This is a genomic window from Fimbriimonas ginsengisoli Gsoil 348 (assembly GCF_000724625.1).
GTDB classification, from domain to species: domain Bacteria; phylum Armatimonadota; class Fimbriimonadia; order Fimbriimonadales; family Fimbriimonadaceae; genus Fimbriimonas; species Fimbriimonas ginsengisoli.
Window position 1 is genome coordinate 1,163,609 of the sequence record NZ_CP007139.1, and the last position, 13,584, is coordinate 1,177,192.

General features: G+C 62.1%; 7 protein-coding genes and 1 pseudogene. 3 read left to right on the forward strand and 5 right to left on the reverse strand.

Annotation, left to right across the window (positions count from 1 at the left end; genetic code table 11):
- Positions 1-55 precede the first annotated feature (55 nt).
- From OP10G_RS05340 to OP10G_RS27595, 3 genes and pseudogenes are all read right to left on the reverse strand, one after another.
- Positions 56-1,351, reverse strand: coding sequence for a thymidine phosphorylase (locus OP10G_RS05340; protein WP_025226918.1), 1,296 nt, complete (start codon positions 1,349-1,351; stop codon positions 56-58).
- Positions 1,352-1,402: 51 nt separating this feature from the next.
- The gene (locus OP10G_RS27590) at positions 1,403-2,209 is read right to left on the reverse strand and encodes a glycoside hydrolase family 9 protein (protein WP_265101671.1); all 807 of its coding nucleotides are present in this window, start codon (positions 2,207-2,209) and stop codon (positions 1,403-1,405) included.
- 55 nt (positions 2,210-2,264) lie between these two features.
- A pseudogene (locus tag OP10G_RS27595) lies at positions 2,265-3,134 on the reverse strand (glycoside hydrolase family 9 protein); the annotation flags it as partial.
- Between the two features lie 191 nt (positions 3,135-3,325).
- Between OP10G_RS27595 and OP10G_RS05350 the strand changes: the two are divergent.
- Positions 3,326-6,205: a WD40/YVTN/BNR-like repeat-containing protein gene (locus OP10G_RS05350; RefSeq protein WP_025226915.1), complete on the forward strand. Its 2,880-nt coding sequence runs from the start codon at positions 3,326-3,328 to the stop codon at positions 6,203-6,205.
- Between the two features lie 66 nt (positions 6,206-6,271).
- Here the strand turns inward: OP10G_RS05350 and OP10G_RS05355 are convergent, their stop codons facing one another.
- Positions 6,272-7,303 carry a LacI family DNA-binding transcriptional regulator gene (locus OP10G_RS05355; RefSeq protein ID WP_025226914.1) on the reverse strand — a complete coding sequence of 344 codons (1,032 nt, stop codon included), beginning with the start codon at positions 7,301-7,303 and terminating at the stop codon, positions 6,272-6,274.
- Between the two features lie 145 nt (positions 7,304-7,448).
- Between OP10G_RS05355 and OP10G_RS05360 the strand changes: the two genes are divergently transcribed.
- Positions 7,449-8,984, forward strand: coding sequence for a glycoside hydrolase family 13 protein (locus OP10G_RS05360; protein ID WP_025226913.1), 1,536 nt, complete (start codon positions 7,449-7,451; stop codon positions 8,982-8,984).
- Positions 8,985-9,109: 125 nt separating this feature from the next.
- Positions 9,110-11,347 (forward strand): DUF5060 domain-containing protein, encoded by a 2,238-nt coding sequence (locus tag OP10G_RS05365; protein ID WP_025226912.1) that lies wholly within the window; start codon positions 9,110-9,112, stop codon positions 11,345-11,347.
- A gap of 106 nt (positions 11,348-11,453) precedes the next feature.
- Here the strand turns inward: OP10G_RS05365 and OP10G_RS05370 are convergent, their stop codons facing one another.
- Positions 11,454-13,391 (reverse strand): DUF5916 domain-containing protein, encoded by a 1,938-nt coding sequence (locus tag OP10G_RS05370; protein ID WP_025226911.1) that lies wholly within the window; start codon positions 13,389-13,391, stop codon positions 11,454-11,456.
- Positions 13,392-13,584: the final 193 nt, after the last annotated feature.

Here is a 13,584-nt window from a genome sequence, read left to right on the forward strand (position 1 = left end):
GAGGGTGCCACGGGTGTAGGCGGATGTCCGTGCCGCCGAAACCCGTGCGCATGGCTCACATAACTTCCAAAACCACGGGCCTCTGCGCGACTTCCTCGTCCGAAAACGTGATCGCGTTCGATACCCTTTCCGCCGCGTGCTGGGCCTTTTTCTCGGTCGAGGCAAAGACGGTGAAGAGCGGCTCGCCACGCGCGATTCGAGCGCCGACAATGGTGTGGACTTCGACTCCGGCAGAGGGGTCGATCTTATCCTCCTTCTTTCTTCGTCCGCCACCGATGTCGATCACCGCTCGACCGACCAGTTCCGCGTTGATCGTTTCGACCCAGCCATCCGCTTGCGCCTCGACCGTCTTGCGAACCGCGGCTTGCGGTAACTTCGCATCGATCGAGGCGCCTTGAGCGGCGAACCACTGCCGAGCCTTCTCATACGCGTCACCCGACTCCAGGGCTCGCCTTGCCATCTCTCGGCCAGCCACTAGATCCGGAGCGAGCCCGGCGCCGCGCAAGGCGACTCCCGAAAGGTCGAGGCACAAATCGATGAGCCTCTGCGTGCCCGCATCGTTCGGCTCGTTGCGCAACGCCTGTCGCGCCTCCTCGATCTCGATCGCGTTCCCCACGCACCCGAGCGGCTGCTCCATATCGGTGAGCGCAAGGTGGCAGTTGAGACCGCAGGCCTTTGCCGTCCGAGCTAACGCGGCCGCCAAAGACCGAGCTCCGGCCTCGGTACGCATAAAGCCGCCGGATCCGCTCTTGACGTCGAGAACGATGACATCGGCCCCGCCCGCGATCTTCTTGCTAAGAATGCTGGATACAAGCAAGGGGATCGACTCGACCGTGCCGGTGACGTCGCGTAGCGCGTAGATCGCCTTGTCAGCCGGAGCGAGGTCGGGAGACTGACCGGTGATCGCAAGCCCGATCTTGGCCGCCTGCGCCTTCATCTCCTCCGGCGTCAGGTCGATCCGGAATCCCGGTACCGACGCGAGCTTATCGAGGGTCCCGCCGGTAGTGCCGAGTCCGCGCCCGCTCATCTTCACCAGAGTCAGCCCGCATGCGGCGAGGATCGGCAGCAAAATGATCGTCGTTTTATCGCCGACTCCTCCGGTGCTGTGCTTGTCCACCCAGGGCTTGGGCAAGCCAGAGAGGTCGATGCGGTCCCCGCTCTCCGCCATCGCCATGGTGAGCCAGGCGGTTTCCTCGTCGTCGAGCGGGTTCAGGTAGGCGGCCATCAGCCAGGCCGCCAACTGATAGTCGGGGATCGTCCCTTTGGCCGCCCCTTCCGCGAGGAAGTGCAATTCCCGATCTGTATGGCGCTTCCCGTCGCGGCGGGTGGTGATGATGGTTTGAAAGTTCATCGGGCTATCCATCTCTGAATACCCGTTCCGGACCCGCCGCCACCGCCGACACTACGGGAGAGATTCGGCTAGTACGAAAACGAGGGGGGCGTTCCAGTTGATTGCCATCTCGTTAACGGTGAAGTTCGCCTCGCGGTCTTCCCACTGCTTGGCGGGCGGGCTCTTCCGGTTGGCGTTCGGACCGCCCGCGAGCATTCCGGGCCACGGTTGCTCGATACCGTCGGCGCCGCTGGGGCGGTGGTGCGGGTGCATGTACCTTTTGCTTCCCAGCCAGGTGACGAAGCTGGTGTTAAACGTATTTCGTCCGAGCAGGTAATGCAGCGAGTCCTGCGCGCAGTTCCGATACTCGGCCTTCGGGGTGAAACGGTTGGCGATGAGCGCCATCATCGCGTAGTTGGCCACCACTGAGTTACTGCCCCAGATGTAATCCTTCGACAGCATCGGCACGCGGTAACCGTTCGTTTGCGTCCGAGCCGCGATTTCGTCCGCCGCCTTCACCGCGTCCGCTTTGATCTTGCTAACGGCGTCCGCATCCGCCTCCTTACGTCCCGACAGGGCGTAGGTGTACATCGCCATGTTCCCCACGACGGGCCAGCCTTGAGGCGCGTCTCCTTTGATGGTTGGGCTCCACTCGCCGTAATGCGCCAAGAAGTAGTCGTTGTACTCCTTGCCGCCGCTCAAACGGAACAGCTCGGCGGCGGCCCATAAACGCTCGTCTTTCATGTTGTCGTCGCCGTAGCCGCCGGTCCCGATGCCGGGAGGGTTTCGGAAGGTGGCGTCGCCGTTCGAGCGGAGCCACGCCCACGCATTTCCTGCGGCGCCCCCACAGTGGTTGGCGAAGACCCAGTCGTACTTCATTATATACACGGGCCGCGATCGCCATCACGGCGGCGAAGTCGGCGGTGGCGGCGGTGGTCTTGAACGGGGCGTGGCCGCTGCCAACGATCAGCATTTGTCCGTGGTCGTCCTGCGGCATGATGAAGGCGGGGAACTGAGCGGTGGTCGCCTTGTGCCAAACCCCGCCGTCGGAGTCCTGCATCTTGAGCATCCACTCCAGATTCCATCGGATCTCGTTCAGCATGTCCGGGACGCCATTGCCGCTCTCCGGGAGGTCTAGGCGAATCTTTCCAAGCTTCTTCGAGTTCAGCTCGTATGCCCATAACAAGGTGCCCGTGGTGATCCCGGAGTTCACGATGTAGCGGCCAAAATCGCCGGCATCGTGCCATCCGCCAGTGCACTCCTTGACGCCGGTTTTGCCGCTGGAAACGTGGAACTGCGCGTCGCCGGTGTGGCAGGCGGGATAGTGGTATTCGGGGAAGTCCGGAGCGAGGCTCACGGCCGTTCCACATCGCTGGCCGGTAAATGCGCGCATCGCAAGGCGGAAGGAGTGGGCGAAGACGTCCTTTCCGATGCGGAAGTCGTAACTCGTTCCTAATCCAGGAACTTCGAGGTAGTAGGTGCCGGACTTGGTGAGCTTGGAGAAGTCGACCTCCCGAACGGCATCGCCGGAATCGGAATCCACGCGCTCGGGTCCGGGGGTGACGGTCAGGACGGCTTTCCCATCGCCGGCTCGTCTCACCACCGCTTGCGACGCGGAGGCGGTGACGACGGCGAACTTCGTCTCTTCCGGCAGGTAGCCGACCTGGCACACTTTGATCGCGTCCGAGTGATCTTTCCGAATGCTCGGCATCACATGAGCCGCCTCACCCCTTTGCGCCGTCGAGTCCGCTCCCGCGGCAAAGAGAGGCGCCGCCAAAATCACAACCAGACCACGATGTCCCATGCGCTTACTTTAACAAGTAATTGACCGATATATCAACGGAGGAAAGGTAGCAACGGGGGGTGGCAACTCGTTTCCTTGCGTCTTCGCGCATTTGCGAGAGATTCCGTTTCCGGAGTGTCACGCAAAGACGCGAAGACGCAAAGGGGTTTATTCACTCCGATCCCACCCTCGCTGTATGCTGAGTGACTGCCATGGCATCTTTGCTCCTTGCCGCTTTGCTGATCGGGACCTCGCCGGCGGCGCCGGTTGACCCGGGGTATTACTCCGCGCTTCGATGGCGGATGATCGGGCCGTTTCGAGGTGGCCGCACGGTTGGTGCGACTGGTGTGCCAGGGCAGCCGCATACCTTCTACATCGGCGTCAACAACGGCGGCGTGTGGAAAACCGACGACGCGGGGCGGACGTGGGAGCCGATTTTCGACAAAGAATCGAGCGGCTCCATCGGCGCGCTCGCCGTGGCCCCGACGGACCCGAATGTCCTCTATGTCGGCAGCGGCGAAGGGTTGCAGCGACCCGACCTGTCGGTCGGGAACGGCATGTACCGGTCGGGCGACGCCGGTAAGACCTGGCAGCACCTTGGGCTGCGCGACGGCCAGCAGATCACTGGGATCCTCGTCGATCCGCGAGATCCAAACCGATTGCTTGTCTCCGTCCTCGGGCACCCGTACGGGCCAAACGAAGAGCGCGGCGTCTACCGCTCCACCGACGGCGGGCAAAGCTGGACGAAGACCCTATACAAGGACACCGACACAGGCGCGATGACCGTGGTCGCCGACCCGAAGAATCCGGATGTCGTCTACGCCGACCTCTTCGCGCAGCGGTTGGCTCCGTGGGAGAACGGCATGTGGCGAGGGACCACCAGCGGCCTCTACAAATCGACCGACAATGGGATCCATTGGCGGCCGCTCACCCAGGGACTCCCCACGAACAAAGAGGGTCTCGGCCGCATCGGCCTCGCCCCCGCTCCCAGTGAGCCGACCCGGCTTTACGCCATTGTCGACGCTCCCCAATTGGGTGGGCTCTACCGCTCGGACGACCGGGGCGAGAGTTGGAAGAGGATCAACCCGGACCGCCGCATCTGGGGCCGGGGAGACGACTTTGCCGAGGTGCGGGTGGACCCGATGAATCCGGACGTCGTTTACGTGGCGAACACCGCTTCGTACAAATCGATCGACGGCGGAAAGACGTTCATCGGCTGGAAAGGGTCGCCCGGGGGCGACGACTACCACACCATCTGGATCAACCCGGAAAACCCGAAGATCATGCTGCTAGCCGCCGACCAAGGGGCGAGCGTGACGCTCAACGGGGGCGACACCTGGAGCAGTTGGTACAACCAGCCGACCGCCCAGTTCTATCACGTCGCCACCGACTTCCGTTATCCGTACTGGGTGTACGGCGGCCAGCAGGAAAGCGGCTCCGCCGGCGTCGCCAGTCGGGGGAATGCCGGGCGCATCACTTTCCACGATTGGCACCCTGTCGGCGCCGACGAGTATGCCTACATCGCGCCCGATCCGCTGAACCCCGGAATCATCTACGGGGGCAAAGGGACCCGGTACGACGAAAGCACCGGGCAGACGCAGGAGGTTGGGCCGGAAGCGGTCCGCTCCGGCAAGTACCGCGCGTTGCGGACTTCCCCGCTCATCTTCTCGACGGTCGACAAACACGCGCTCTACCTGGCCACCAACGTTCTCTTTAAGACTCGCGACGGAGGGAATAGCTGGAAGATTGTTAGTCCTGACCTAAGTCGGGAAAACCCCATGCTCCCCACCGATGCCCTGTTCGGCAAGCCTGGCCGGCGGGGGGTTATCTACGCGGTTTCGCCTTCCTATCAAGAGGCGGACACGATTTGGGCGGGCACCGACGACGGCTTGGTATGGCGCACCGCCGATGGCGGCGCGCACTGGTCAAACGTGACGCCCCCGGGTCTGACGCCCTGGAGCAAAATCGCCCAGATCGACGCGGGGCGACACGACCGATCAACCGCGTACGTTTCGGTGAACCGCATCCGTCTCGACGACATGCGCCCGCATATCTACGTGACCCACGATAACGGGCGAACGTGGTCGGAAGGCACGAGCGGAATTCCGGCGGACGAGCCGGTGAACGTGGTGAGGGAGGATCCGGTTCGTCGCGGGCTCCTGTACGCGGGTACCGAGCGCGCGGTCTACGTCTCGATTGATGACGGCGTCTCGTGGTCGCCGCTACGCCAAAACATGCCGGCTACTTCGATCCGCGACCTGGTTGTGAAAGACGACGATCTGGTCGTCGGCACCCACGGTCGCTCGTTCTGGATCCTTGACGACGTCACGCCGCTACGCCAACTCGACCTCCGTCATCTCAGCGGCGAGCTAACGTCGCGAGACACCGTGCTATATGTCCCTCAAGTGGCCACCCGCGTGCGTTGGAATATGAACTCCGACACCCCGCTACCTCCCGAAGAGCCGGGGGGTGAGAACCCGCCGGACGGAGCGATCATCAACTTTCATCTCGCCCGAGATTGCGACAAGACGACACTGGAAATCTTCGATGACAAGGGAAGGCTGGTACGCCGCTACGCGAGCGACGACCCGGCGCCACCCGTCGATCCACGAGGACTCGATATCGATCCGGATTGGATCCGGCCATTCGAGCCGCTCCCGCGGACGGCAGGATCGCACCGGTTCCTTTGGAACATGCGATACGGTCCGCTTCCGGGGGGTCGTTACACTATGGCCGCCGTTCTGGGAGACACTCCGGTGGAGGCTCCCGGCCCCTGGGCCAGGCCGGGCAAATACACGGTGCGGCTCACCGCAAACGGCCAAACGCAAACCGTCCCGCTCGTTTTGCGAATAGACCCCCGAGTCAAGACTTCCCGTGCCGGTCTGGAACGCCAGTTCGCTATCGGCTACGGGTCTTACGATCTTGCCCGGCGTCTCCGCGCGAAGGGAGGGGACGCGGCGAACCGGCTGGCGGGCGAGCTGCTAGGGTTGATGCGCCTTGCCGACGACGCCGACGTCGCGCCAACGACTCAAGTCGAAGCGGCCTTTGCCGACGCGAAGAAGCGGGCGGAAGCGATCCTTTCCCAAGCTTAATTGGACCGCTGCTCTCCAGAGCGGCTCGCGTGGTGGGAAGCCGCTCTGGAGAGCGGCGGTCCGGGGTCAGCCGTACTTTGGGGGCGGCGCCGTCGAAGCCCGGCGAACAAACTGGACATCAAAAATAACGTCGGCAGGCGGGTGGGTCGGGTCGGCGATCTGCTCGAAGAGCTTCGTCGCTGCGCAGACGCCGATCTCGCGCAACTGCTGACGAAGGGTGGTGAGCGGAGGATGCAGCGATTTCGCCCGCGCGACGTCGTCGAACCCGACGAGGGAGACGTCATCCGGAATCCGCAAGCCAAGGTCCTCGGCCGCCCGCATCGCCGAGGCCGCGATGCTGTCTTGCGGACAAAAGATCGCCGTCGGGCGTCGCTTCGGGGGCCTCGCCAGCAGGTCGCGCGAGGCGCGATACGCGACGATATCTTCATACGCCCCCTGCACTGCCAATTCGGGGTCGACTTCCAAGCCGCTATCCCCGTGAGCCTGAAGGTATCCCGCATACCGCTCCGGGCCACTGCTGGAGTTCACCGGTCCTTTGATCATCGCGATCCGGCGATGCCCCAGATCGATAAGGTGCTGCACGCCGATGCGTGCGCCTTCGACATTGTCCGAGTCGACGGTGGTTACGGTCGCGCCCGGTATTCGAGTCCCGATCACGACGATCGGGGTTCCCTTCTCGAGCAGCAGCGGAACCAGCCGGCTTTCGCGAGGTGGCGCGATCAGCACCAAGCCTTCGCACCGGCCATCCGAGTAAACCGGCACGTTTCGCTCGGCCTCGTCCCACTTCATGCCGGTGAAAAGCATGGAAATCTTTCGACGCGCCGTCGCGGCGTCGAGCAAGCCGGCCAAGACCGGTGAGAAGTAATCGTTCTCGAGCGGCGCGGCCACTTCGTGCGGAAAAACGATTCCAAGGACATCCCCCTTCTTCCCTTTCAGCCCGCGGGCGAAGGCGTTGGGATGGTAATTCAGCTCCTGAATCGCCTGCAGCACCCGTGCGCGGGTCTCGGGCAACACATCGCGCGGTCCGTTGTTGATCACATACGAGACCGTCGCAGTGGAAACTCCACTCCGCTTCGCGATATCTTTCAGCGTCGCCATCTCTCTCCGGAGTGAACCTTATATTGGTGTGAGGCGTTGGGCGTTGAGGCGTCAGGGCGTTGGGCAGCTTTACCGCATCACTTTTCCTTCACGCCCCGGCACCTAGCGCCCAACGCCCAGCCGAAGTATCCTGCATCTGCGTCCTATGACCCCCTTGTTGCTACTGCCCGTGCTTGCCGCCACCCTTCCCGATGCTAAAACGTTTGCCGCTCGCGAGCGAGACTGGTGGAACGGGCCTATCGTCTATCAAATCTTCGTAGACCGGTTCGCTCCGCCCGCCAACCTCGAGGCGAAGCGACACCTGTATGCGGCGCCTCGATCACTCCGGCCGTGGTCGGAAGATCCCAAGCCGGGGACACTTAACCAAGAGGTCGGCCTGTGGTCGCACGAGCTGGCGTTCTGGGGTGGGGACCTCAAGAGCCTCCGCTCGAAGCTCGACTACGTTCGAGCCCTTGGTCCCGACGTCGTTTACCTAAACCCGATCGTCGAGGCGTTGACGAACCACAAGTACGACGCGCTGGACTACGAGCGGGTCGCCCCCGAATACGGCACCCGCCAGGACGTGATCGACCTTGCCCACGAGCTTCATGCCCACGGAATGAAGCTGATGCTGGACGGGGTTTTCAATCACATGGGGCGGAACGCCCCTCGATTCCAGTCCGCCCTGAAGGATCCGAAGAGCCCTTACCGGAACTGGTTTTTCATCGGTTCGAAGTATCCGATAGGATATCGAGCGTGGGAGACCGTCGCCAACCTCCCGGAGCTGCGAATCGAAAATCCCGAGGTGCGAAAGTATCTCTGGGAAGGACCGGAATCGGTCGTTCAAAAATATTTGAAGGAAGGGGTGGACGGTTGGCGTCTCGATACCGCTTTCGAGCTTGGAACGAAATACCTTCACGAGCTCACGACAGCGGCTCATCGGGCGAAATCCGATTCCGTCGTTATCGGCGAGGTCTGGAACTATCCGGAAGGGTGGTCCCCGGCGATGGACGGCATCATGAACTTCCACGCGGGGAGGATCGCTTCCGCGTTTGCCACCGGCAAGCTGGAAGGTCCGGTGGCGGGGCACATGCTCGAGCGCATGATCGCCGACTCGGGGATCGAGCCGGTGCTCCGCTCTTGGTTGGTGCTCGATAACCACGACACTGACCGACTCCTCAACCTTTTGCCAGACGAGAAGAGCCGCCACATCGCTCAGGCACTGCAATTCACCCTCCCTGGCGCTCCCGTCATGTATTACGGAACGGAGCTCGGAATGACGGGCGCCGGCGACCCCGGCTCGCGCGGCCCGATGCGATGGGATCTCAACGTCAACTCAAATCCTGAGTTGCAATGGAATCGCCGCCTCGTCGAAATGCGTAAGAAGGTTCGATCCTTACGGATCGGCGATTTCCGGCGTTTGGAATCTGAGCACCTGCTGGCGTTCCTCCGGCTTACGGACAGAGTGGGAGAAACCGCCATCGTTCTTGCCAATCCCACCGACGCGCCGGTTCACGAGATCGTCGGCATTCGCGACGGCCGAATCATGAACGGCACCCGGCTCACCGACCGCCTTTCGTCCGCGCAGACATTGACCTTTGCCGGCATGGTCGAGGTAACACTTCCGCCCAAGTCAATCCGCGTCTTCACCCCCGTGACTACCGCTCGCGGCGGGTACACGCCATATAAGCGGATAGAGTAGGCGCCGAGGCGTTTCCGGAACTCAAAAAGGCCTAGAACGATCCGAAAATGCGAATAACGGCGCGACGAGCGGCGGGAAGCGGAGACAATGGTCTTTATCCGTCGCTAGGTCGGCGCTGAGTTGTTATGTTGTCCACCTTCGCCTTCGCCCTCATCCTCGCCCACCGGCGAGACGCGCCGATTCATACGCCATATGCGAAGTCCGAACGACTCGGCATTTCCGGAGCGAGTCTGTCCGCACCCAAAGTTCCGCGATTGGGACTAGAGGAGATCCAGGTCGATGCCCATGGAACGTTCGAAAACCCGTTCGATCCCGAAGACGTCGCGCTCGATGCGCACGTAATCCCGCCGAGCGGCCAAGCGTACGATCTACCGGGATTCTTCTACCAACCGTTCGGGCGCGAGCTAAGCGCCGGGAAGGAGGTGCTCTCCCCATCCGGAAGCCCAAAGTGGCTCGTACGGATCGCACCCAAAGAGGTCGGTGAGCACCGGGTCGAGCTGACCTTCCGCGACCGAACCGGCGTTTCCAAGCGAACGGGAATCCATTTCATGGCGACCGAGGGGACGCAGCACGGGATGATCCGCGTCAGCCCCCGTGATCGGCGGTACTTCGAGTACGACGACGGCTCCGCCTACTATCCGGTCGGCTCCAACGTATGTTGGGGCGGCGACCCCGGCACGTTCAACTACGACCAATGGTTTTCCGACTACGGGAAGCAAAAGGCGAACTACGCCCGGCTTTGGCTTTCCCCTTTCTGGACTACTTTCGCCCTAGACGTTCCGGGCAAGCCGGAAGAAGGGAAAGGAATGGGGCAGTTCGACCTGGGAAATGCCTGGCGGCTCGATTACGTGCTCGACCTCGCCCGTCAGAACGGTCTGAATCTGCAGCTCTGCATCGAGTCGTACAACATCTTGCGCAACACCGATGCCTACCCGTGGTGGCCCAAAACGCCGCATAACCGGGAGAACGGCGGGCCGTTGCGCATCTGGAGCGACTTCTGGACCGATCCGGAGATGGACCGGCTGTTCAAGACGAAGCTTCGATATCTGGTCGCTCGGTACTCCGCCTTCTCCAACGTGTTTTCCTGGGAGATGTGGAACGAGGTCGACATCGTTCAGGATTTCAACGTCGACCTTGTCCGCGATTGGCACCGGCGAATGGGAGCGGAGCTCCATCGGATCGACCCGTATGCCCACCCGGTCACCACGAGCGTCGGCAATACGATGGGGATTCGCGATCTGGAGCTGATACCTGAGCTCGACTATTTCCAGACCCACCATTACGGCAGCCCGGACCTGGCCGGAACGGTTCTGCTTCAGCAGTCGCGCAAGGCATGGGGCCGCCCGCACCTTATCGGCGAAGTCGGAGCGGATGCCTCGGGCTCGAGAGAGAAGGACGATCCGACCGGAATCCAGATTCACGATCCGATGTGGGCGAGCGTCGCATGCGGCGTCTCCGGGGCTGCCTCCCCATGGTGGTGGGACAACCTCACCGCGCCCAACGGTCTTTATCCAATTTTTGGGGCGGTGGCCCGCTTCGTCGACGGGATCGACTGGCCGGGCGAAGCGTTCCAGTTGAACGACATCACATTCGCTTACCAGTCGGAGCCTACGAAGCGGCAATACAAGGATCTCATCTTCGAGGGTGGGCCGATCGACTGGGGCAAATCGCGCGCGAACCAACCGAAGACGTTGACGGTTTCGCCATCCGGCGTCCAAGGGCCGCTTCCGTTGGCGGGGATCCAGCACGGAGTGGTTAACCACCCGGACCTGCACAACCCGGTGCGTTTTAAGGTGAACCTACCGCGGCCGACCCGGTTCGAAGTGATCGTGGGGGATGTTTCCGGTTTTGGGGGAGCCACGTTGAAGGTCGAGCTGGACGGGGAGCGGATCATGACCCGCGACTTTGCCGATACCGACACCAGCACCGAAACATTGACGAAGTATTCCGGCCGCTACGGTTTCACCGTCCCCGCCGGCGCTCATACGATCCGGGTCGAGAACGTCGGCAAGGATTGGTTCATGGCCTCCTACCGGTTCGTGGCGTTGACCCCTCGTTCCAAGCCTCCGATCGACGGTTGGTGTATCGTCGGAAACGATACGGTGCTTGCCTGGTTCCGCCCAGAGGGACGCACTTGGCAGCGGCTCGCCGTGATGAAAGAAAAGCTCCCGCCGGTCCCCCCGACGATGATCGGCCTCGCCGGACTGGCATCGGGTACTTGGACCGTCGAGTACTGGGACACCTGGAAAGGAATCGTCCTCAGCACCCGCACGGTCACCGTCCCCCGAACCGGCAAAGTCCGAGTCCCCCTCCCAGGGTTCGACGGAGATTTGGCGGTGAAGATGAGGAAAGGTAGGCGTTAGGCGCTGGGCGTTGAGGCGTTAGGCGCTGCGCGCCGATGAAAGGTAATCCGGTTTTCCCTAACGCCCAACGCCTTAACGCCCAGCGCCTAACGCCTACCCCGTCCCCTCAAAACGCCCAAACCACCTTCACGCTCACCCTCCGCTGAAACGTGTCGGAGTTCGGGTCGCCGAGGATGAAGTAGAGCTCGGTGCCATTTAGGCCGCCGTTGCGGAAGGCGAGGTAGGCGTTTTGTTTGCCGTTTCGCTGGACGAAGCGGCCGGTAATCGAGCGGGTTGGGCTGAGCTCGCTGCCGATGGTGACGATGGCGAGCTGGTCGGTGCCGTCGAATCGGAGGGCCGAGAACTCCGCCCCCAGGTCAAGCCGTTTCAGCACTCGAACCGAGCCGTGCAAGGAGAAGAAGGTGCTCGGCTTGGAACCGCGTTCGCCGGTTTCGAAATAGCCGCCGAACCGCTTGAACCGGTTGCTTTGGTTGAAATTTAGGCCGAGGCCGGTGACCGAGTCGCGGCCGTCGGCAAACTGGGTATCGACCCGGCTCGCGGAAATCCGAATGTCCTTTCGGGTCGTTGCGCCGGCGAACCACTCCATCCCCTCCTGTTGGAGCGCGCCCGCGTTGGTGTGGTAGTGGGCGGTGTAGACGTTCGCGTTGAATCCCCGGATCGGTCCGGTTCGGTATTCGGTCGAGTAATCGGTGTACTGGTACCAACCGTGGCGGTCTTGCCAAGGGACGTAAGCGAGAGGCGGATCGAAGTTCTTGTCGACATGCTCGAACTTGAAAGTCGAGAACCACTTGGGAACCTCGTAGTTCGCGGCATAACTGTAGGCCGAGTCGGTTGGTCCGCGTTCGTCGGCCTCAGTGGCGCCTTGAAAGTCGGCCGAAAAAGTTCCGCGCCGGGCAAAGGCGGTCGCGCCATAGGCGTTGTTCGTCCGTCCCACTTGGTCGAAGCGAGTGGCAAAAATCGAAGCGTCCGCCTTTGGGCCGAAGGTCTTCGCGATTCGAGCGACGGAGGCGGTCGTGTGGCCAGTATCGACGGTCGTCAAAACCCCCGCGGAGAGGGTGGGAGTGATGCGGCCATACGCTTTGGCGCCGTAGTCGAAGGTCGGAATCCGTTGGGAATAGAACATCCGGCCGAACGTGAACTCGCCGGTAAGGTCGAAGAAGTCGCTCCCTTCGTTGAAGAACGGACGCGCCTCGTCCAAGAATCGCTCGGTCCGTGTGAAATCCACGCCGGCGATTTGGTTTTCGATGTTCCGGAAATCCGGATTCAGACTTACGAGTGATGTAAGTGTCGGGGTAAGCGAGTACCGGACGTCGAGGCCCGAGCGCAGGGTCGAACGCCCGTGGTCGTATTCCGGCGCCGTGTAGGCCAGAAACTGGATTTTTTTCCGGTCGTCCTTCGTCGGAGCTTCGACCCCTTCCCAGAACCCCGCGTATTCCGGACGGTCCGCAACCGTGGTGTTCGCCCACTTCGAGCCGATCCTCGTTCGCGCTTGGAACCGCTCGAGGTTAAGGTCCATGTTGAGCGCTTTCCCCTTCGGGTAGTTGAGCATCTTCCACGGAATGCTCATCTCGACGCTCCACCCATCGGGGAGCCGTTGGGTCGCGGATTTCCAATCGCCTCGCCATTCCCGTTTGGCCGCACGGCCGCCGGAGATTTCCTCGCTCTGCGTGTTGAGCAGGTTCACCCGGAATCGAGACCGCCCCTCGTAACCTCGGGTACCGAATGGGTTGATGCGGAAAGTGACGGTGTCCTCGTCTTGCATCTCCGAGCCCGGTTGGATCTCGCGCCCGATGAGTCCGCCCGGCTGGGAGTCGTGACAGATGAATGCGACGTAAATCGCGTCGCCGTCGTAGCCGACCCAGCCTTCGGTCGCATCGCTCGTCGGATTACCCGTGTAGGGATCGACAAACCGGAGGACGTGCGTCGCTTCCTTCCATTCTTCGGGATCGACCTTCCCATCGATCTTGGGAGGTTTGGTCAGCTTCGAGGCCTTGATATGTGGGGGCGCGATCTGAGCGCGCGAAGATGCGCCTAGAACGAGCATGCCAACTATCAACGGCGATCGGGCACTAAAAAACAAAGGGACAACCGTTCTACCCAGTGGCGGAGACTACCCGCGGTCACTCCGCGAGTTATCGCATTTTAAGAACAGGAATCCAGGTTAAATTGCTGGCGTCGAAGATAGGTTGCCAAGTGTCCCGATCGACTCAGTCCCGCCACGGGTCCACGCGCTCCCG